The following is a 21,167-nucleotide window of genomic DNA, read 5'->3' on the forward strand; positions in this document are numbered from 1 at the left end:
TAATAATCTCTTGATCTCAAGAACGGTTGTTCACTCCGAGGCTTCGGTCAGATGGTGAATCTGCTTTAAGTTGCTGCATGTATTCCCTGGGGGAAATTCCGGTTACCTTTTTGAAAACTTTACTGAAATAGAAGGCACTCTCATATCCCAGCTTCTGTGAGATTTCGTAGATGCGACCTTCCCCACGTGCCATCATTTCTTTGGCTGTCGTGATTTTGATCTCCGTGATATATTCCACATAGTTGACCTTGGCAACCTTGGAGAAAAGGTGGCTCAGATAGTTGGGACTGAAATTGAAGACATCAGCCACTTGATTGAGCGAGAGCTTAGTTCCGAGATTTCGTTTAATATACTCTTGGACATTTTTGACGAGCTGCTCCTTGTAGCTTTGTCTGCGGGTAGAGAGGATGTCTGAGCAACCGTCCCGGAACTGGATCAGCCAGCCGGCGATCTCTTCAATCGTATGCATCTGGTAGATAGCCCGGTAGCCCTCCGGTTCATTTTCGAAAATGTGTTCCACAATGTTCTCACCGTCTGCGAGCAGTGAAGTGGCCATGTACAGAATGTTGCAGGCGGCATCAGTGGCGGGAACCAGCAGGTCGGCCCGGCCGTCGAAGATTTCGATCATTTTGGAGATAATGGCGTATAAAGCTTGGGTATCCATTTCTTCAAAAGCACGGCGGATCTCTGTACGCAATTCGGAGAAATCAAACAACAGATGATCCTGCTCCAGCGACTCTCCTTCGGCAAAAAACACAAACGACTGTGCTTTAACCGCAGCAGGGAGCGCTTTTCGCGCAGCGAGGTAGCTTTCCCGCAGCAAATAAGGATCCTCGACCGCAAAGCCGATCGCGCCGATGATCCTTACATTAAAGTAGTTATGGAGTATGGAGGCCATATGGGTCAATAGCATTTCAATCTCAGGCATCCATTGCCGTGAATCCGTCCCGTTGACGGGCAGGGTTACAGCAAAATTGCGCAAGTCCAGACTGGTCACATAACAAGGTCTTATGGAAGTAAGCGTATCTTTAGCCATTTGGACGGTACTTGAGCACAGAGCAACCATTTTATCGCCGCGGGGCGGGACACTGTCTGGCCCCAAAATACGGCAAGTGCAGACTAGATAAGCAGGTTCCTTGAGCTCAAGGTTTAAATCATCTCTCTGCAAAAGGTACTGGTTTTTATTTGCGAATAAGTTATTGAACAGGCGGATGAAAAATTTATCGCGTTGAGCTTGTAGATTGCCTCTATGAGCAAGCATGGGATAGCTGTCTAGGGTTTGAAAAGCCTCTAACTGGGAAATTGCTTTCCGAATGGAGGCATCAAGTGCCTCTGGTGTCAGTTCTAGCTTCACTAGATAATCTGTGGCTTGCACTTCAATCGCTCCACGCGCGTATTCGAATTCCTCGTAGCTTGTTAAGATGATGAACAGCGGAAGCCGGCCGTGTTTTTTGCGTACCGCATTGGCAACTTCTAAGCCGCTTTTAATTGGCATTTTTATATCGCTGATTACGATGTCAGGACGTAGGGTGTCAATCATTTCTTCCTCTTGAGCCCCGTTGTGTGCAATGCCGACAATTTCTATATTATATTGCTCCCACTTCAGCATGGACTGCAAGCCGATGCAGACCAGCGCCTCGTCATCAGCAATTAACAACTTGATCAATTCCATCACATCCTTGCTTGATATGCTACTCTATTCCTTTTGCAGGAACGGCAGAAGAATCTTCATCCGGGTATATTGGCCCGACTCACTCTCAATCGAAAGACCGTAATTATCCCCAAATGCCAGGCGCAAACGTTCATTTACGCTGCGGAGTCCAATATTCTCGGGCATTTCTTTGCTTCCATCACCTGGATTCGACAGAATCGTGGAGATTTCTTCTTCCTTCATCCCTACACCATTGTCTTCAATCGTAACTAGAATATCGGCGAATCCACTTTTGGTCACCTTAATGAGAATTTCTCCTCTGCCTTTGGGCTCGATGCCATGGAAGATGGCGTTCTCGACCAGGGGCTGGAGCGTGAATCGTGGAATTAGGCCGGTTAGCAGTTCCTCGTTGTCAATCTCCTTTACCATAGAGACCGTACTGCCATAGCGGTATTTCTGAATTAGAAAATAATCATCCAGCAGGCTCAGCTCATCTTTCAGCGGCATTAGTCTACGGTTGTCTTTGGCGATGCTGCGCAGCAGTCTGGATAGTGAAGTGGTCATTTCCGCGATGCCGGTAGCATTCTGAATTGTAGCCATCCATTTGATCGAATTTAGTGTGTTGTACAGGAAATGGGGATTGATCTGACTCTGCAGCATCCGGTATTCCAGCTCCTGCTTCTGTTTCTCGTCAGCGAGCCGGCTGTCCATAAGCGCTACGATATCTTGGGACAGGCGGTTAATGCCCCGGCCGACATCGCCAAGCTCGCTGTTCCATTCGATATTGCGGTCCAGCAGGAAATTGCCCTGGGCGATCTTATCAATCCGCTTCTTCAGTTTTTCCACCGGAAGACTGATGGTACGGGTCAGATAAAGCGTAATGATAGCGCTTAAGACAATAACCAGGAGACAGACGCCGAGCATAACCAGAATCCATATATTTGTCTTGGGAGCGAACAGGTCATTGGATAAAGTCTGTGACAGAATGACTCCGCTGCGTACGGGATAAGATACCACGATATGGCTCTCTTTCTCGTCCTCGAGCTTGACCATGGACAGCTCAGTTTGCGGACCGACAGGTTTATCATTGGTATAGGCCACCGGTTCATACGGCTCTGCAATGGCGATGACCTGATCGCCGATGAGCTGATAATGATGATTGCCGAGCGTCAGCAGCAGCCGGGAATTCTTCGGCAGGGAGTACCCTTTCAGCTTGTCGGTAATAACAGTGGTATTCGCTAACAGGTACACTGTTCCAACGCGGGAAGCTCCTTTGCCGTAAATAGGAAAAACAAAAGGAATTCCGTTCGTGTTGGAGAGCGGGTCCTTGATCACCCGGTCCCATTTCTCCTCGGCATCGTTGCTAAGGCCGGTAATTTGACCGATATTGTGTATGGTAAGCGGAACAGAGGTGCCGGTTTTATCCACCTGCAGAAACTTTCCATTGCTGTCCGTAACAATCAGACGGCGGGCATAGCTGTTGGAGCGGTTGTTCAGGAAGTCCTGCTGCATCGAGTTGAATACATTAACTGCTTCCTTAGAGCTAGCCTTAGGTGAGCTGAAGTAGTCTGTAATCAGGGTATTAGTAGAAGAGTTAGTGCTGCAAGTCATCGCCAGCGATGACAGATCAATTAGATCCTGTTCAATAATATGGGATACCAGCTGCAGATTGAACTCGGTCGCCTGGATGGTTGTTTTACGCTGATAATAAGTAATTAATTCATAGCTAAAAAAAGACAACAGCGACGCTATCAGCAGTGCGAATACGGCCATGAGCAGAATAATGCGACTTTTAATGGTGGATTTTCTTACCGTATTTAACACTCCTCTACAAAATGTGAAAACATATAAAGCGTTTTCATATACCATAGCATATTCTTGCGTTCCGATACAGGGGGAGGTACATAAGCTGAATATTTTACATGTTTTAGATAGAAAATTACAGGTTTGAACCGGAGCAGGGAAGAAGAACACAGAAAAGTGAATGAACTTTGTTTGATAATGCATGCCATTCTTGCGAAAAAAGCTATAAACTTTGAACTAAGCTCAGAAGAGCCGATCGTAGTTACACAATCAGAAGAAAAGGGGATATTTAAATGAAACTGAAAAGATTCTATGGCATAACCCTCGCCACAGTGTTCTCCATGAGTCTGTTGGCTGGATGTTCTGGTAATAACAACAACGAAGGTGCTGCTGCAACGACAGCTCCAGCAACGGGGAATTCTGCAAACGCTTCCGCTGAACCGAGCCAGGAGCCTGTGACTTTGAAATGGGCCTTGTGGGATTGGGAAGCTACCGCTTACTACAAGCCGCTAATCGATGCCTATAAAGCTGAGCATCCGAATGTAACAATCGAATATGTCGATCTGGGGTCGACGGACTATATGACCATGTTAAGCACACAACTGTCCGGTGGCGCAGATCTGGACGTACTTACAATTAAAGATATTCCGGGCTACTCGAACCTTGTGAAACAGAATCACCTAGAGCCGCTTAAAAGCTTTATGAGTGGCAACGCTATTGATCCTTCGGTATATGGAGGTACTGTAGAACAAATCGAAGTGAACGATGAGGTGTATGCGCTTCCTTTCCGCAGCGATTTCTGGATTCTCTACTACAATAAAGATTTGTTCGACAAAGCAGGCGTGGAATATCCAAGCAATGATATGACATTCGAGCAATATGATGAGTTGGCCAGAAAAATGACATCCGGCAGCGGTTCTGAAAAAGTGTACGGAGCTCACTACCATACTTGGCGTAGTGCGGTTCAACTGTTCGGTATTCTGGACGGCAAGAACACTGTTGTTGACGGAAACTACGATTTCTTGAAGCCAACCTATGAGCGGATCCTGAAAGAACAGGAAGACGGCATCGTAATGGATTACGCCACACTGAAGACTTCAAGCACGCACTATTCTGGCGTATTCTACAATAATTCCGTTGCTACTATGAACATGGGCAGCTGGTTTATCGCTACACAAATTGAGAAAGTGAAGAGCGGCGAGTCCCAATCGGCTAACTGGGGCATTGCGAAATACCCTCATCCGGATGGTGTGGAAGCCGGTACAACCCTGGGTACAATTACTTCCCTAGCTGTAAATCAGAAATCCAAACATAAAGAAGCCGCACTTGATTTCATGAAATTCGTGACTGGTGAAGAAGGCGCTAAAGTCATTGCTTCCACCGGAACCATTCCAGCGATTAAGAATGATGAAGTTATCAATTCCATTACTTCCATCGAGGGCTTCCCTACGGATGAGAACAGCAAAGCGGCACTGACTACTGTTAAGACTTATCTGGAAATGCCTATGCATGAAAAGAGCGCAGACATCGAAGTTATTTTGAATGAAGCGCATGACAATATTATGACTAAAAATGCTTCGATTGACGAAGGTTTGGATGATATGAATGCTCGCGTACAGCAGCTCTTGAATAATTAACCTTAAGAGAGCCGGTTCTAAGGGCGGGTGAAAGCCCGCCTTTTATATTAAAAAGTATAGATTTGTGGGGAAAGTTTTAGAAGGTTTGGAGGAGAAAGAATGCAGAACGAAACCATATTGGGTACAAAAAAGATCCCTAAACGTCATTTGTCAAAAGGTGTCCGGGAAAACCTGGTAGCTTACAGCTTCATTGCGCCGAACTTTATCGGATTTGCCCTGTTTACACTGGTACCTATGTTTTTTGCCTTTATCCTTGCTTTTGTGAAATGGGACGGGGCCAATCCAATGAAGTTTATCGGGCTGGACAATTTCACCCGGTTGATCAGAGATACAACATTTCACAAAGCATTATGGAATACCATTGTTTACACTATTGGCGTAGTACCGTTCACCATGATTGTCGCGCTGGCGCTGGCGATTCTGCTTAATCAGAAGATAATGGCCCGCAATTTCATGAGAACCGTATTCTTTTTCCCTTATGTAGCATCCCTGGTAGCCGTTGCTGCCGTATGGAACTTTATCTTCAGTCCTACGATGGGTCCGATCAACAATATCCTGCATACCCTTACCGGTATCCCGCTGGAGGATCTTCCCCGCTGGGCAGCGGATAAACACTGGGCGATGTTCACAGTAATACTGTTTACAGTGTGGAAAAACATGGGTTATTACATGGTTATTTACTTGGCAGGTCTTCAGGGCATCAACCCTGAATTGTATGAGGCTGCTGAACTTGATGGTGCGGGCGCGTGGAGAAGATTCCGCAATGTGACGGTCCCTCAACTGGCGCCTACCTCTTTCTTTGTTCTGATGATTCTAGTCATCAATTCGTTCAAAGTCTACGATATCTTTATCAACCTATTTGCCGGCGCCGATAACCAGTTGAATGATTCTACAAGGGTTATGGTGTATCAAATCTATAATACGGCGTTCCGCTCGCTTGATTACGGATATGCCAGCGCCATGGCCATTGTATTGTTTCTGCTGGTACTTGGCATCACCATCGTCCAGTTCCGCGGCGAGAAGAAATACGGACAATAGGAGGATTCAAAAGATATGGTTGGTAAAAGTAAAGGACTTCGAATCAGCATTATGGTTCTTGTGTATATTTTGTTGTTTGCGACAGTACTGGCGATGCTGGTTCCGTATATATGGATGTTGTCTTCTTCACTCAAGATGAACAAAGATGTGTTTTCCTTCCCAATGCAGTGGATTCCACAGAATCCGCGCTGGGAGAATTTCGCGGATATCTGGACACGCATTCCGCTGGGCCGTTTTATTTACAATACGGCGAAATTATCGATTATCGTAACGATTCTACAACTACTGACTTCCAGCTTTGCTGCGTACGCGTTCTCCAAACTGCATTTCCGGGGAAAAAACATTCTATTCCTTGGATATATTGCAACGATTGCGATCCCTTGGCAGGCTTACATGGTGCCGCAATTTATCCTGATGCGTTACATGGGACTTAACAACACGCATTTGGCAATCATACTGCTGCAGGCATTCTCGGCATTTGGAGTATTTCTGATGCGCCAGTTCTATCAAGGTGTTCCGGATGAATTATGCGAGGCTGCCCGTATTGACGGCTTGAGCGAATATGGAATTTGGGCGCGAATCATGCTGCCGTTGTCCAAGCCAGCCTTGTCTACATTGACGATCTTCACCTTTGTCGCTACCTGGAATGACTTCCTGGGGCCAATGATTTATCTGACAGATACGAAACTCAAGACTATCCAAATCGGACTAAGAATGTTCATCTCGCAATATTCCGCCGAATATGGCCTGATTATGGCCGCGAGTGTGGTGTCCATTATTCCGGTTGTAATTGTTTTCCTGGCTCTGCAAAAGTACTTTGTACAAGGTGTTGCAGCATCGGGCATTAAGGGCTAGAACCGTATTTGACCTGGCAGTTGCATGCTTCATAGGCTGCCAGGTTTTTTTATAAGTCAAAGGGGTCTGTATAACTCTAGTAATTATTCATTTAACAATAAAATGAATACGCTTTCTTTTATTATTGGCCATCAAAGGAGGAGAAGAGAATGAACAGAAAGCACTTTCGAAAAAGGCTTTTCTCAATAACGATGACTACTGCGCTCGTAGTTGGGATGTTTCCGGCATTCACTCTGCCTGCAGCCTCTGCTGCTACCGTAAATTCTATCTACGCTGCCGCCCATATGGGGGCTACAACAATTGCAGATACAACGCTGCCAGCCAGCATTGATATCGGAGGCCAGAGCACAGCAGTGAACTGGAATATTGGAGCAGATACCTTTGCCGTGCCATACGATGCCGTGACCGTCAGCGGTACAGCAAACGGGGGGCCGGTCGTAGCCAGTGTGGAAGTTATTCCGCCCGCAAGTAATCCGTTGGTTTACTTTGTGGATAGCGGCAGAGGGGGCGATTCCGTAGGCAACGGGCCTACTTCCTCGCCGCTGTACGAAGCGGTCCGCACGCTGAGCGGCAGCGATTTGCTCAACCAGTCACCCGACCAGAAGTATATCAGCGGTACGGCGGACTGGGGATTTGATGATTCCGTAAACAAGGTCAAGAATTCCAAAGACGGGGGACTTACCGATCCAGCCACCGATCCGTCCCTATGGACTGTCGGACTTCGTGCCGACCCTGCCAGCAATCATATCGTGTATAAATTAAAAGCGCTTGAAGCTGGAACCTATACGCTCAGCAGCGGTTTCCATGATTGGTACGGCAGCCGCTCCCGTGTAATACGTCCTCAGATCGAGTATAAGGATGCTAGCGGGGCAACCAAGACCATCTTGTTTGACCAGTTCAACACTAATGTGACTAAACTAATTTCCGGCGAATTCACCATTCCTGGAGACATTGACGTTAGTAGTCCAATGACGTTGACTTACGCCTATGTTGCTGACGAAAAACCTATTTTGAGCTGGTTCGCCGTTGCCAAGGGCGGAATCAAGAAACAGATCGAAGAGGCTACACAGAGCGCAGCTTCTATGGTCAAGGTTCTGCTTGACGGCAACGATATCCAAGCTGACAATGTCAACGGCCTCACATTCAAGGGATTTGGCGTACTAAGCGCTAACAGCACCAGTGCGCTTTTGATGGACTATAAGTCAGAGCATCCAGAGGCTTATGCAGAAATGCTACAGATCTTGTTCGGTGGAGAACATCCGCTCATGACGCATGTGAAAATCGAGATGGGCAATGACCGCAATAACTCCACGGGACCTGACCCGGCGACTATGCGTACGGCCGATGAAGAGGCAAATGTTACCCGGCATCCCGGCTTCCAGCTTGCCGCAGATGCCAAGGCAGTGAACCCTGATCTTAAAGTGAGCATCCTGAGATGGAGTGCTCCGGCCTGGGCGAATAACAACGACAAAATCTATACCTGGTACAAAAAAACCATTCTGGCCGCTTATCGTGAATACGGTTATATGGCCGATTACGTTAATCCTTATATCAACGAGCACGCTCCAGATTTGGCGTGGACCAAACAGTACGCTGAGAGAGTCAAGACTGACAGCGAAGGCTTCAACAGCACCGAAGAGCGGGAACTGTACAACCGGATCAAGTCTGTGATATCCGATGAAGTCGGGATTGGCAGCTTCGGTGCCAGTATGGTGAGTGATCCTTCTCTGCGGGAAGCTGTGCCGATCGCTGGATACCACTACAACACGGACGACGACAGCGCAGGCAATTTCAAAAAACTTGCAGAACAATATGATATTGAGGTTTGGAACAGCGAGGCGCAGTCTACCTTCAGTAATTCCTCTTTCCGTCCCAACAACAATATGAAAGATCCTACAGTGGCAGGAACCGGCATTGGTGGTGTCGGCAGTCCGCTGGAGATGAGTAACACGATTATTAAAGGATTCGTTAACTCCCGCCGGACACACTTTATTTACCAGCCAGCCATTGGTTCCTTTTATGAAGGCGGACAATATTCCTTCAAGGAATTGGTCAGCATGCGCGATCCGTGGTCGGGATGGATTCATTATGATGCGGGTCTTGTCACTCTGCAGCATTACAGCTGGTTTGCGAATGTAGGCTGGGAGAACGAGGATAATACTGCTGGGATCTGGCGAGCGGTTCCTCAAGCCAGCTCTACAGGTGCGACAGGCACCAATCCGGTCAGCGGCCGCAACGGTTCCCCTAGCTATATAACCCTTGCAGCACCTGATAAAAAAGATTTCTCGACGGTTATCGTGAACGATAGCGAGTATTCCAAAATCTACAAGCTGCAGACAGTCAATATGGCTTATACGGGTAATCCATCCATGGAAGTATGGGAAACCCGTGCCGCTGATGCAGGAGAAGCGTTCAACAGCAATTATATGCAGTATCTCGGTGATGCCACTGCTGATGGGAGCGGGGTGTATACCGTTAAGGTTAAACCGTATTCGACCGTGACTGTGTCTACTTTGAAGAACAAGGACAAAGAAGAATATAATACACCGCTGCCTGTAGAAGGCGAGCGTACCGTACTGGATACTGATGCTACAGGAGCAGGACACAGTACTGGGGACAACATTCTGTACGCTGATGATTTTGACTATTCCAAGCAGACTGTTGTGAAGATTGGTGCAGGCGGTCAATCTGAGGGTACCCAGAGCTATATCGAATCCCGCGGCGGTTCCCAAAGCGTTATCCCGCGTTATACCCATGACCGCAACGGGGCATTTGAGGCCTATCTTCCGGACGGTTCAGACAATTATGTCCTGCGGCAGCAGCTGGACACGGGAACCATGGGGCTTGGCGGCACATGGAACAGCGGAGATCCCGTAACGGCCATCGGCGACAACCGGTGGATGAACTACAAGGCCAGTGTTGATGTATCGTTCGAAACAAACAATACTCAGGGCGGAGCCAATTATGCTGCGATAGGCGCCCGTTATCAGGGAGGTGGCAGTTCCCACTCCATAACCGGTACACCGTATGTGCTGAAATTCTGGTTCGACGGCGGCTGGCAGCTGCTGGTCAACAATAGCGCAGTTGCGAGCGGAAATGCCGCGAACGGTTCCGGCGGCGTGAAGATCGACGGATTCGATACCGCATATGACGCATGGCATAATATTGCCGTTCAGGTTGCAGGCGATAAAGTGACTGCCTATCTGGATGGGGTGAAGCTGGCTTCCTATACCGACCCTACTCCTGAATTGTCCGGCCGGGTAGATCTGGCCAGCGGCTACTATCACGTCCGCTTCGATAATTTGAAGGTGGAGAAGGTTGAGGGCTACACGCCGTATTATTCAGAGCTTCTAGACAATCTTGAGATGTATGACCTGGCAGCTGCTCCGAACCCTAAACTGATATATACCGGGTTGTGGAGCCATATAAATGGAGCGGGCATGTACATTTACCAGCGTTCTCTTTCTACCAGCCAGGCTGTAGACGCTGCAATGGAATATACGTTTGAAGGCACCGGACTGGATATTCTAGGAGCGAATAACGGATCGGCGAAGCTTGAGGTAACGGTGGACGGAAAAGTTATTGTTCTATCGGCTGATACATTAGCTTCCAAGGAGCTGTACCAGACGTACGCACTCCGCGGGCTTAAATATGGCCAGCACCATGTGCAGATAAAGGTGGTAAGCGGCACCTTGGTTGTCGACGCGGTGGCGGTTGTTTCCGGGGAAGTAACCGGTACTGTAGATACTGCTGCTCTTCAGGCGGCGGTAACAGCCGCGAAAGAAATGAACAAACAGGATGAATATTCGGACAGAGACTGGCAGCTCTTCGTAGATGCACAGAGCGCTGCACAGGAAGCACTGGATAATCCTATTTTATACAAATTGGATCAGGAAGGAGTTACTCAGCTTGAAGCACGCCTGATCTCCGCCCAGAACCAGTTGACTACGGGAGATATACGGGAGCTTGTCGCTCCTCAGGATTTGGCTACTTATGCTGGAAAACTGCCGAATCTTCCAGACAAGGTGGAAGCCACTCGGGCAGACGGATCCAAATTGCTGGTATCAGTAAAGTGGAATGTAAATGCGGCCAGCTTCAACAATCCGTATGAACGGGTAGCTGTAACCGGCACTTATGGAAATCTGAAAACAACTTGTTATGTGGAAGTGGTACCGGAGGGGCTCTTATACTTCCTCGATGCTGGTGTATCGGTGGACGGTATCACGCCGCCGTATACGTTAATCAAGGATTTTGTAGGTGACAGCTTGCTTAATAACAAGGCGGATCAGCCTTCGACAGGCAATGGCGTATGGGGGCATACCAGTACTAAGTACCTCCTCAAGGGGCTTGGTGGCGCTGTAGTTCTCTCTGATAAAAGTCAGACAGGTGTTTATGGTTCGGATACAAAAAATAATCCACTTGTATACCTGCTCCCTTTGAATGCAGGCAAATATACGATTACGTCATTCCATCGGGACTGGTGGAACAACACCAACCGCACGATGGATATTACGCTTAGCTATATCGACGCTGAAGGGAAAGAAGTGACCAAACCGGTCCGAACCGGCTTCGTCGCAGGTCCTAATGGCGCTATGATTAACTATGACTTCACGCTTCCGGTGAGCGGTACTGTGAAATACTCAATAAACAATACGTATTCAGGCAATCAGGCGGCATTGATCAGCTATGTGGCTGTAGCTAGAGATAAAGCCAGTGTTGTTAATGAGCAGGCTGTAAATGAGGCTAAGAGTATCATAGAAGGTGCGGTATACAGCGTGCAGAAGGAAGCGGCAAACAGCGAAGAAGCTGTCCAGACTTGGCTGCTGCAGACGATAGGCGCTCTGCCCGGTTTCAATGATACCGGAGTTACGATCGGTGAGATTACCTTGTCTTCCTTCCAAGAAGCAACCGATGAGACTAACGGCAGCTTCAGCTTTACGGTATCACTTAGTAAGGGAGAGGCTACAGCGGATAGTTCGGTGAGCGGAACAATCAAGCTGCCGGAACCGGATACTGTTCAGCCTTTGATTACTCTGTTAGGTGATGCAATAGTGAATTTGCACATCGGTTCTGAATATACAGATGCAGGAGCGACTGCTTATGATGACAAGGATGGTGATATTACAGACCGTATAACTACAACAGTTAGCAGTGAAGTATACGGGGTGACTGCTCTCGATACAGCGAAAGCTGATATTTATACCTTCCATTATAATGTCAGCGATACTGCGGGCAATGAGGCTGAAGAAGTGACAAGAAAAGTAGTCGTTGCACTTGATCCGGATGTAATGAAGCCGGTGATTACACTGCTTGGTGAACCGTCCATTCAACTGGAAAATGGCGCAAGCTATATGGATGCCGGAGCGACAGCGGTAGATGACCGTGACGGCGACATTACGGAGCACATTGTAGCAACGATTACGAAGAATGAGGAGAATGTGCTGGCACTGGACACTAAGGCGGCAGGCATCTACACCTATCATTATAATGTGAGTGATGCGGCGGGCAACGCGGCTATCGAAGTGACTAGAACCGTGACAGTGGGCGAAGCAGAGCAACCTCCGGTAGTGACACCAACACCAACACCGACATCGACGCCGGAACCGGAGCCAACAACAGCACCAACATCTACGCCGGCGCCAACGGAAGCACCAGTGTGGACGGTAGCACCGACACCAGCAGTCACCCCGTCCCCAACGCCAACACCGCTGCCGCAGACCGAAAAGGTTCTTGATCCAAAGGATTTCACGGCACCGGTTGGAGGAGTAATAACGGTTCAGCTTACTGAAGCTACAGAATCCGTGCTCCTTCCAGCAGGACTATCAGGAATCATCGGAGAGAACACTCTACGTCTGGCTTGGAGTAAGGTTGCTATCGATCTGACCCCAGAAGTGCTGAAGAGCATTCAAGAAAAAGCTACTGGAGGTCAAACGGAGGGGGCGCAAATTAAGCTCTCAGCAGTGAAGGTATCCAGAGATGCTGTGGAACAGTTAATCAATAATCCGGCTGTTAATGGTTCCGTACATTTATCTGCGGCGAGTGATGTGATTAACTTCAGCTTGGAGATTGTTGCTGCCAACGGCACTGCTGTAACGGTAACTGCTTTTGATAAACCGTTGACACTTACGTTCAACGTAGATCCGGATGCCAATACAAGCTTGCTCGGCAGCTACTATATTTCTGCAAATGGTGCGCTTGAATTCATGGGCGGAACGTTGACTAATGGTAAATGGACTGCTGAAATACGGCATTTCAGCCAGTATGCAGTCCTGGAATACGATAAGCTGTTCACAGATGTCAGCAGTGACAGCTGGGCCAGCAATGTGATTAAGACCATGGCTGCGAAGCATATTATTGAAGGCATTTCCAGTACGGAGTTTAATCCGCAAGGGGATGTAACTAGGGCACAATTCGCTGCTATGATTGCACGCGCGCTTGGGCTTAAGGCAGGAAGCCATGCAACATTTGGTGATGTGGATTCCAAAGCCTGGTATGCCGAAGCCGTGGCAGTTGTTAGCGGAACGGGTATCGTGCTCGGACGCAGTGCGGATTCGTTCGCCCCGGATCAGAGCATTACCCGCGAGGAAATGGCTGTGATGATCGTTCGTGCTTATGAATATTTGCAGGGAAGCGAGACCAATGAACCTGCTGTAGGATCGTTCAGTGATTATTCCCGGATTCATGACTGGGCGAAGAACGCAGCAAACATCGCCGAACAGGCGGGACTGATCAAGGGACGCGGCAATAAGCAATTCGCGCCACAAGAGACGATGACCCGTGCCGAAGGTGCGCAAGTTATCTCCAATCTGCTGGGATATTTGTAAGTAGCATTTCAAAGAACCTGGCAGGCTGCATTAAGCGGGCTGCCAGGTTCTTTATAGATTTGGAGAGGCGGGGGAGTGCTTAGGAAAACAGCGGCCGGAAGTCCAACTATTCACCGCAGTAGCGATTGCATCTTTTTTTGAAAAATCCTTGAATTTGAGTTTTAAAGCTCAGCTTCTTTTACTATATTTTCCGGGTGGAATGCCCGTGATGTTCTTGAAGGTACGGATGAAATTGGCATAATCGTTAAAGCCGGACAGATAGCAGGTATCGGATACGGAGTTCCCGGCGGACAAGAGCTGCTTGGATAACGCAATTTTTTTGAGCAAGACGTAACGGTAGATGGTTCCGCCTGTCTGCTGTTTGAACAGATGGCTGAGATAATATTTATCGACGTTCAGTTCTCCAGCGATTTGCTCCAGTGACAGATTTAGATGCAAGTGGTTGTCGATATAGCTCATGGCTGATTGAATATGTGAGGAAATGATGCTGGGCACGGTAGATCGGGTGCGGCTGTACAGCTCATTGATGAGGACGAGGATCTGAACCAGGTAGGTCAGAGCCAGAACTTCACTCCCGTACTGCTGATTCTCTAATGTCTCAATCAGGCGGGAAGCAAGGACTGTATACTCTTCAATCAGCGGTTCATCCATTTGCGCGAGATTATGCTCTCCGGGCTGGCGGTTCTGGAAACAAGCGAGCAGATTTGTAGTTGCGGTACAGAAGGGATAGACAAGTGGAGCTTTGAAATGGATTGTCAACCGTTCATAGGGCTCCGGAGATAAATTGATGATTTTATGAATCTCGTGATTGTTGAACAACAGGACATTGCCCCGCTGCAGGGGATAGCTGAACTGATCTACAAAACCGTTCACCTTGCCGCCCAAGAACAGGAAAATTTCATAGTGGTCATGGATGTGGAAATCCCTGGTAGGTGAGATCGGCGAATTTCCGATACCTGCCAAAATATCTCCATCGAACGGCTCATAATACTGGGCATGCTTCATTGGAACTGCCCCTTTCAGATTGATCACAATATACGCAATAAAACATCATTATTCGCAAAGACATTGCAATAATACAACACTAAACTATAGTAGAAGATTACGCAATATAACAAGATTCAGGCGTTAGGCAAGAGAAGTAGCTGTAGCTGATTAGATGCAATTGAAAGGGTGGAATTGTGCATGAATGGGAAGGAACAGCGTAAATACTGGCTGGATACAATGCTGCTGATCGGGGGGCCTGTGCTGAATGCTTTGGCTGAGCGGAAATTAAAGGAACAGTTGCCTACAAAGTTTCATAGTGACCGGAGCCAGTTTGCCCATTTGGAGGCTTTTGCTAGATTGGCATGTGGAATGGCCCCTTGGCTTGAGCTAGAGGGACTTGAGGGTGAGGAAGAACAGCTTAGAGCGCGTTATGCCGGGCTAATGCTGGAAGCCATTGATGCCGCTGTTGATCCGAATTCACCTGACTATATGGAATTCAAGGCTGAAGGCCAACCGCTGGTAGATGCGGCATTCCTGGCACATGCGCTGGTGCGTGCACCAAAGCAGCTTGCCGGCAAGCTGAGTGCGCGGGTCAAAGGCAATGTAATAACAGCGCTGAAGCAGACACGCCGGACAGCGCCAAGCGGCAGCAACTGGCTGCTGTTCAGCGCAATGGTGGAAGCCGCTTTGTATATACTTGGCGATCCTGAATATGACCGGATGCGCGTTGGCTATGCGGTCCATATGTTCATGGATTGGTATAAGGGCGACGGAGTTTACGGGGATGGCAAGGACTTTCACTGGGATTATTACAACAGCTTTGTTATTCAGCCGATGCTGGTGGATGTGGTAGCACTTTTTGAACAGGAGTCGGAGCAATATTCCGCATTGAAACCGCTGATTCAGCAACGGGCACAGCGATACGCTACTGTTCTCGAACGGATCATTGCACCGGATGGAACCTATCCCTTTATCGGGCGTTCGATCGTTTACCGTTTTGGGGCGTTTCAACTGCTGTCGCAGGCGGCGCTGCAGCATTTTTTGGAGGAAGCATTGCCCCCTGCACAGGTACGCTGCGCTTTGACAGCTGTGATTACGCGAATTATGGAATATCCGGGTACGCTGGATGAGTCCGGATGGCTACGTCCGGGGGTATACGGTTATCAGCCGGAGCTTGCGGAGAGCTATATCAATACAGGCAGTCTTTATTTATGCGCCTCCGTATTCCTCCCGCTGGGGCTGCTCCCTTCTGATCCATTCTGGTCAGGGGAAGAGATGAAATGGACTTCACTAAAAATTGCAGCCGGTGAGGATGTTATGAGAGATCATGCCTTGGAATAAAAAGTATTCAGCCATATTAGTGAAGAATAAGATGCTTCGCGGATCTGACTGACCATTAAGGAGGAAAAAAGGCATGAATAAACAGATGCTTTTGGAAATAGTGCATGAAATGAAGCCAGTCGATCTGAGCTTGTATTATCCAAAGGGGGATGCGGCTGCTTTTTGGAAACGGGCGTTATCATCGGGAGTACTACAGGCAGATATCAGCGAGATCCGCGCGGAGGCGGTAAGGCTGGACGGGCAGTCTATACCTGAACTGTCGTATACGTTATTTTCCATTTATTCGCGTACGGGTTCGAGGCTGGAATATGAACGGGTCTATTTTGAACGGAGAAGAAGGCTGAATACTTATGTATTTCTGGCTTTGCTGGAGCCGGAACATCCGGAAGTACTGGAGAAGCTGGAGGACATCCTCTGGGCTATATGCGATGAGTACACCTGGTGTCTTCCGGCCCACCTCCCAGCGGATCATAATGCAGCTGATATCAACCGGTATATTGATCTGTTTTCTTCCGAGACCGGATTTACTTTAAGTGAAGTTTTACTTTTGCTCGGGGAACGACTTTCGCAGCTTCTGAAATCCCGAATCCACCATGAAGTAGAGCGGAGACTGTTTCGTCCATTTCTTGAAAATGGCCCTTATGATTGGGAGACAGCGCGGCATAATTGGGCAGCGGTCTGTGCGGGATCAATCGGGGCTGCTGCCTTGCTGTCTGTGGAGGACCCAGCCATGCTTGCGGATATTCTGCTGAGGACAGAGCGCGCCATGTTGTATTACCTGGAAGGGTTCGGTGAGGACGGTGCCTGTCTGGAAGGCCTTGGGTACTGGAATTATGGGTTTGGTTATTTCACTTATTATAGCGATCTGCTCTGCTCCAGAAGCACAGGCAGACTGGACTGGTTCAACCAAGAGAAGGTAGCGCAAATCGCGCGCTTCCAACAAAAATGTTTCATTGACGGAAGTCATGTAGCCAATTTCTCTGATTCAGTGCCTCAGGTGCTAGTACATATGGGATTGTCTCATTATCTGGCGGAAGTCTGTACGGATGTCGAACGCCCCCCATCCGCTTTGCGCGCTCCTTACACTGAAGATCATTGCAGCCGCTTTGCACCGGCTTTCCGCAATCTGATCTGGACCAGGGCTGGCAAGGAGGACGAAGCTTGGCAAGCCGCCAGCTATTATCTCCCTGATGCCGCTTGGCTTGTCTCGCGTTATGTGTCAGAGGCGGGTTCATTCGGATTCGCCGCCAAGGGCGGGCACAATGCTGAACCGCATAACCATAATGATCTGGGACATTTCATTCTGAGCGGCCGGGGAGAGATCTACGCATCCGATCTTGGAAGCGGAGAGTATACCGCTGATTATTTTGGGGCTGGCCGTTACCAGTATGACTGCAATGGATCGCAGGGCCATTCGCTGCCGATCATTGATGGCCAGTATCAGCTGGCCGGTCGGGCGTTCAGCTCCACAGTGCTGCATGCATCGGCGGAGGAGAATGATGAGCTGACATTGGATCTGACACAGGCGTATCAGGTAACAGGACTACAGTCCTTAATCCGTTCGTTCGTCTGGCATAAAGAGGAATGTCCACGGCTGGAGCTGACAGACACTTACCGGTATGCGGGAATTCCGGCGAGCTGGACGGAGCGGTTTGTCACCTGGCGTGAGCCTAAGCTCCTTCATCCGGGTACCTTGCTGCTGCCGGGGACTACGGCTCGCGGCGTTGAAGTGACATACGATTCGCTGAAAGTTGAGCCGGAGATTACTGTGCATATGTACCGGGATCATTTTGGCATGGAGAAGCTCTGGTATAGTCTGGACTTCCATGTGCTTCAGCTTGGCGCGGTGGGCAAACTGGCATTCACTTTTCAATTTCTATAAAAGATGGGCCTGAGCATATAAAAAGTCCTCTATCAGAGGGTAGAGGCTAATTCAAATAAAGGCGGGATTTAGATGAGTAGATTAGTAAAGCAAGCTTGGGTAGACGAGGCTTGGGGCAAAGCCTTGGAGAAGACTAGAACGAACAGCCGGAGAATCGGTGCAGAATTCCCCCATGCCAGTCAAGGCGGCAAATACGTGCTTGAAGCACCAAACTGGTGGACGGCTGGCTTTTGGCCGGGAATGCTCTGGCAGCTCTATGCTGAGAGTGGTGATGAGGATTTGAAAGCGGTTGCTGAGCAGTGTGAGGAACGTCTTGACGAGGTGCTGGATGGTTATGTGAAGCTGGACCATGATCTAGGCTTTATGTGGCTGTTGACCAGTGTTGCGAACTATAAGCTCACGGGCAGAGAAGCATCACGAGTCCGGGCGTTGAAGGCAGCCAACTATCTGGCGGCCCGCTTCAATCTGAAAGGGCGCTACATCCGGGCCTGGAATCCATGGAGTGAAGGCGAGGATAACAGCGGGGTAGCCATTATCGATTGCTGCATGAATACCAGCCTGCTTTTCTGGGCTTCCGAAGTAACAGGGGATCCACGTTATCGGCATATCGCTGAGGCGCATATGGATACGGTGCTGGAGCACTTCATCCGGCCGGATGGTTCGGTTTATCACATCGTCAAATTCAACCCGGAATCGGGCGAAGTGGTTGAAAAGCTTGGCGGGCAAGGTTATGCGTCCGAGTCGGCTTGGTCGCGCGGGGCAGCCTGGGCGCTCTACGGACTGTCATTGGCCTATCATCATACGGGCAAGCAGAGTTACCTCAATGCATCCAAGCAGGTCGCGCATTTCTTCTTGACCCGTCTGCCCGGAGATCACGTTCCACATTGGGATTTCCGTGCTCCCGGTGAAGTTGGCGAGATTCGTGATAGCTCTGCTGGTTCCTGCGCAGCGAGTGGCTTGCTGTTGTTAGCTAGCCAGGTTGACGACTTGGAGGCTCATGTGTATCGGAACGGGGCTATAAGAATTACAGAATCCCTTTATAGGAATTATGGAACTTGGGACAATGCAGAAGAAGAAGGATTGCTGCTTCATGGTACGAGTAACTATCCTGAGAATCGGAATATAGATGTTCCGCTTATCTATGGCGATTTCTTCTATATAGAAGCGCTAGCTCGGCTGAAAGAAGCCGGACCGTTCTACTGGGAATAGGGGGGATATGATGCAGACCATGAAGGCTTCTACTACTATAGCTATTAATCCGCTGAAGACCCGGGAGGATCTGGTCTCTGCTCTTGAACAGCTTACAGATCCGCTTCGGCCGCTCTACAGCAGAGGCGGTGCACGGCTGGCAATCGGCGGGACAGGAGCGAGCTATCCAGCAGTAACTGCAGAAATGGAAGGTTTCTCCCGGGTATTGTGGGGCTTAGTGCCCCTGCTCATGGGAGGTGGAGAAAGCGGGCTTTGGGATACTGTGCTGGATGGCATACGCCACGGCACGGATCCTGCCCATGAAGAATACTGGGGTGAAGTTCAAGATTATGACCAGCGTCTGGTAGAGATGGCGGTCTTCGGTTTCGCCTTAGCCGCCATTCCTGGACAGATCTGGTCACCACTTACCCAGAAGGAACAGGAGCAATTGTACAGTTGGCTGAATCAGATTAATTCCCATCCTTGCTATGACTGCAACTGGCTGTTCTTCAACGTGCTGGTTAATGTTGGATTCCGCAGAATCGGCCGCCCCTACGACGCGGAGCAGCTGGAGAACAATCTGAAGCGAATGGATGATTTTTATCTGGGTGATGGCTGGTACAGTGATGGAATTAACGGGCATAGCGATTATTATGTTCCTTTTGCCATCCATTACTATGCGTTACTGTACGCGAAGCTGATGGAACAGGAGGACCCGGAACGTTCACAGGTGTTCAAAGAACGGGCCCGGCTTTTTGCCACCGAATTCTTGGGCTGGTTCGCTCCGGACGGATCTGCCCTTCCTTATGGAAGGAGCTTAACCTACCGCTTTGCCCAGTCTGCTTTTTGGAGCGCACTCGTCTATGCAGGCGTTGAAGTATTCCCTATAGGTGTGGTCAAAGGATTAGTACTGCGCAATTTGCGCTGGTGGTTCAGCCAGCCGATCTTTGATGCCGGAGGCGTACTGACGATTGGTTATACCTATCCCAACTTGGTCATGGCGGAGAATTATAACGCTCCCGGTTCCCCCTACTGGGCGTTAAAGACATTCCTGCCATTAGCTCTCAGCGCGGAGCATCCATTCTGGAAGGAAGAAGAACTGCCGCTGCCGGATATTCCTGCAGTTATAGTCCAGAAGCCTGCGCATCTTGTCATTGTCCGCGAACCTGCTTCCGGCCATGTGGCTGCCTTCAACAGTGGTCATCTATATACGAATGAACATACCCACACGTCTGCCAAGTATGAGAAATTCGTATACTCAACAGGCTTCGGGTTCAGCGTACCCCGCTCCGAATGGGGATTGTCTCAAGGGGCATTTGATTCCATGCTCGCTCTAAGTGAGAGCGGGGACAACTTGTATCGGGTCAGACGGCGGAATATGGAGTCAAGAATTGTGGACAATGTGCTGCACTCCGTCTGGAAGCCATGGACTAATGTGGAGGTTCGGACCTGGATCGTTGCTGGGCTGCCCTGGCATATTCGGATACACCGGATCGAGACCGGACGACCGTTGGACGCCGCAGAGGGCGGCTTCGCGCTTGGTCAGGAAGCGGGGGTGGAACAGCAGATCGGCCTTACAACCGCGGCAGTATCTACAGCATGGGGAATAAGCGGAGTCAAGGGTTTGATCGGCTACGTAAAGGCTGAGCTAATTTGGCCTAATGCCAACACAAACCTGCTTCATCCCCGGACTGTTTTGCCTACACTGACGACTTTCCTTGAGCCTGGAATCCATTGGCTGGCTTCGGCTGTATACGGTGATCCGTCGGGAGATTCTTGCGGCGGTATTATAGAACAATTACCTGAGTCTATTTTGAAGGTTACTTTTGATAAGGACATCATAAAGGTTCTTACGTCTAGTGAAGCGGAATTTATTATCAAAAGAGAGTGAGAATTACCGCTAACAACATTGTGTTAAAAAGACAAGTAATTGAGTAGAGTATGACTGATTTCTCGTATGA

Annotated in this window: 11 protein-coding genes; 8 read left to right on the forward strand and 3 right to left on the reverse strand. The window is 49.0% G+C overall.

Annotated elements, in window-relative coordinates; translation table 11 throughout:
• Positions 1-16: 16 nt before the first annotated feature.
• Positions 17-1,666: a helix-turn-helix domain-containing protein gene (locus MHH89_RS28915; protein ID WP_341088666.1), complete on the reverse strand. Its 1,650-nt coding sequence runs from the start codon at positions 1,664-1,666 to the stop codon at positions 17-19.
• A gap of 30 nt (positions 1,667-1,696) precedes the next feature.
• Entirely contained in the window at positions 1,697-3,475 is a 1,779-nt protein-coding gene (locus tag MHH89_RS28920) for a sensor histidine kinase (protein WP_076193030.1), read from the reverse strand.
• 272 nt (positions 3,476-3,747) lie between these two features.
• Between MHH89_RS28920 and MHH89_RS28925 the strand changes: the two genes are divergently transcribed.
• The 4 genes from MHH89_RS28925 (at position 3,748) to MHH89_RS28940 (ending at position 13,808) form a co-directional block, all read left to right on the forward strand.
• The gene (locus MHH89_RS28925; protein ID WP_036675860.1) at positions 3,748-5,091 is read left to right on the forward strand and encodes an ABC transporter substrate-binding protein; all 1,344 of its coding nucleotides are present in this window, start codon (positions 3,748-3,750) and stop codon (positions 5,089-5,091) included.
• A 99-nt stretch (positions 5,092-5,190) separates the two neighbouring features.
• Positions 5,191-6,129 (forward strand): carbohydrate ABC transporter permease, encoded by a 939-nt coding sequence (locus tag MHH89_RS28930; RefSeq protein ID WP_036675858.1) that lies wholly within the window; start codon positions 5,191-5,193, stop codon positions 6,127-6,129.
• A gap of 15 nt (positions 6,130-6,144) precedes the next feature.
• Complete coding sequence (locus MHH89_RS28935) at positions 6,145-6,984, forward strand: carbohydrate ABC transporter permease (protein WP_081383301.1); 840 nt, start codon at positions 6,145-6,147, stop codon at positions 6,982-6,984.
• 149 nt (positions 6,985-7,133) lie between these two features.
• Positions 7,134-13,808, forward strand: coding sequence for an S-layer homology domain-containing protein (locus tag MHH89_RS28940; protein WP_341088668.1), 6,675 nt, complete (start codon positions 7,134-7,136; stop codon positions 13,806-13,808).
• A gap of 168 nt (positions 13,809-13,976) precedes the next feature.
• Here the strand turns inward: MHH89_RS28940 and MHH89_RS28945 are convergent, their stop codons facing one another.
• Positions 13,977-14,813 carry a helix-turn-helix domain-containing protein gene (locus MHH89_RS28945; RefSeq protein WP_051490882.1) on the reverse strand — a complete coding sequence of 279 codons (837 nt, stop codon included), beginning with the start codon at positions 14,811-14,813 and terminating at the stop codon, positions 13,977-13,979.
• A 180-nt stretch (positions 14,814-14,993) separates the two neighbouring features.
• On the opposite strand from MHH89_RS28945, the gene MHH89_RS28950 reads away from it, so the two are divergent.
• From MHH89_RS28950 to MHH89_RS28965, 4 genes are all read left to right on the forward strand, one after another.
• Entirely contained in the window at positions 14,994-16,136 is a 1,143-nt protein-coding gene (locus MHH89_RS28950) for a DUF2264 domain-containing protein (protein ID WP_076220723.1), read from the forward strand.
• A gap of 73 nt (positions 16,137-16,209) precedes the next feature.
• On the forward strand, positions 16,210-18,018 hold the full coding sequence (locus tag MHH89_RS28955; protein WP_341088670.1) for a hypothetical protein: 1,809 nt from the start codon (positions 16,210-16,212) through the stop codon (positions 18,016-18,018).
• Between the two features lie 72 nt (positions 18,019-18,090).
• Positions 18,091-19,227 carry a glycoside hydrolase family 88 protein gene (locus tag MHH89_RS28960; RefSeq protein ID WP_341088671.1) on the forward strand — a complete coding sequence of 379 codons (1,137 nt, stop codon included), beginning with the start codon at positions 18,091-18,093 and terminating at the stop codon, positions 19,225-19,227.
• A 19-nt stretch (positions 19,228-19,246) separates the two neighbouring features.
• Positions 19,247-21,097, forward strand: coding sequence for a DUF2264 domain-containing protein (locus tag MHH89_RS28965; protein WP_341088834.1), 1,851 nt, complete (start codon positions 19,247-19,249; stop codon positions 21,095-21,097).
• The last annotated feature ends 70 nt before the right edge of the window (positions 21,098-21,167 follow it).

It is taken from the genome of Paenibacillus sp. FSL H7-0323, assembly GCF_038002725.1.
Taxonomy (GTDB): Bacteria; Bacillota; Bacilli; order Paenibacillales; family Paenibacillaceae; genus Paenibacillus_AQ; species Paenibacillus_AQ odorifer.

What these genes read in the sequence shown, in the direction of transcription:
- MHH89_RS28925 (WP_036675860.1), top strand. Translation starts at nt 3,748, where the DNA reads ATGAAACTGAAAAGATTCTATGGCATAACCCTCGCCACAGTGTTCTCC.
- MHH89_RS28930 (WP_036675858.1), top strand. Translation starts at nt 5,191, where the DNA reads ATGCAGAACGAAACCATATTGGGTACAAAAAAGATCCCTAAACGTCAT.
- MHH89_RS28935 (WP_081383301.1), top strand. Translation starts at nt 6,145, where the DNA reads ATGGTTGGTAAAAGTAAAGGACTTCGAATCAGCATTATGGTTCTTGTG.
- MHH89_RS28940 (WP_341088668.1), top strand. Translation starts at nt 7,134, where the DNA reads ATGAACAGAAAGCACTTTCGAAAAAGGCTTTTCTCAATAACGATGACT.
- MHH89_RS28945 (WP_051490882.1), bottom strand. Translation starts at nt 14,813, where the DNA reads ATGAAGCATGCCCAGTATTATGAGCCGTTCGATGGAGATATTTTGGCA.
- MHH89_RS28950 (WP_076220723.1), top strand. Translation starts at nt 14,994, where the DNA reads ATGAATGGGAAGGAACAGCGTAAATACTGGCTGGATACAATGCTGCTG.
- MHH89_RS28955 (WP_341088670.1), top strand. Translation starts at nt 16,210, where the DNA reads ATGAATAAACAGATGCTTTTGGAAATAGTGCATGAAATGAAGCCAGTC.
- MHH89_RS28960 (WP_341088671.1), top strand. Translation starts at nt 18,091, where the DNA reads ATGAGTAGATTAGTAAAGCAAGCTTGGGTAGACGAGGCTTGGGGCAAA.
- MHH89_RS28965 (WP_341088834.1), top strand. Translation starts at nt 19,247, where the DNA reads ATGAAGGCTTCTACTACTATAGCTATTAATCCGCTGAAGACCCGGGAG.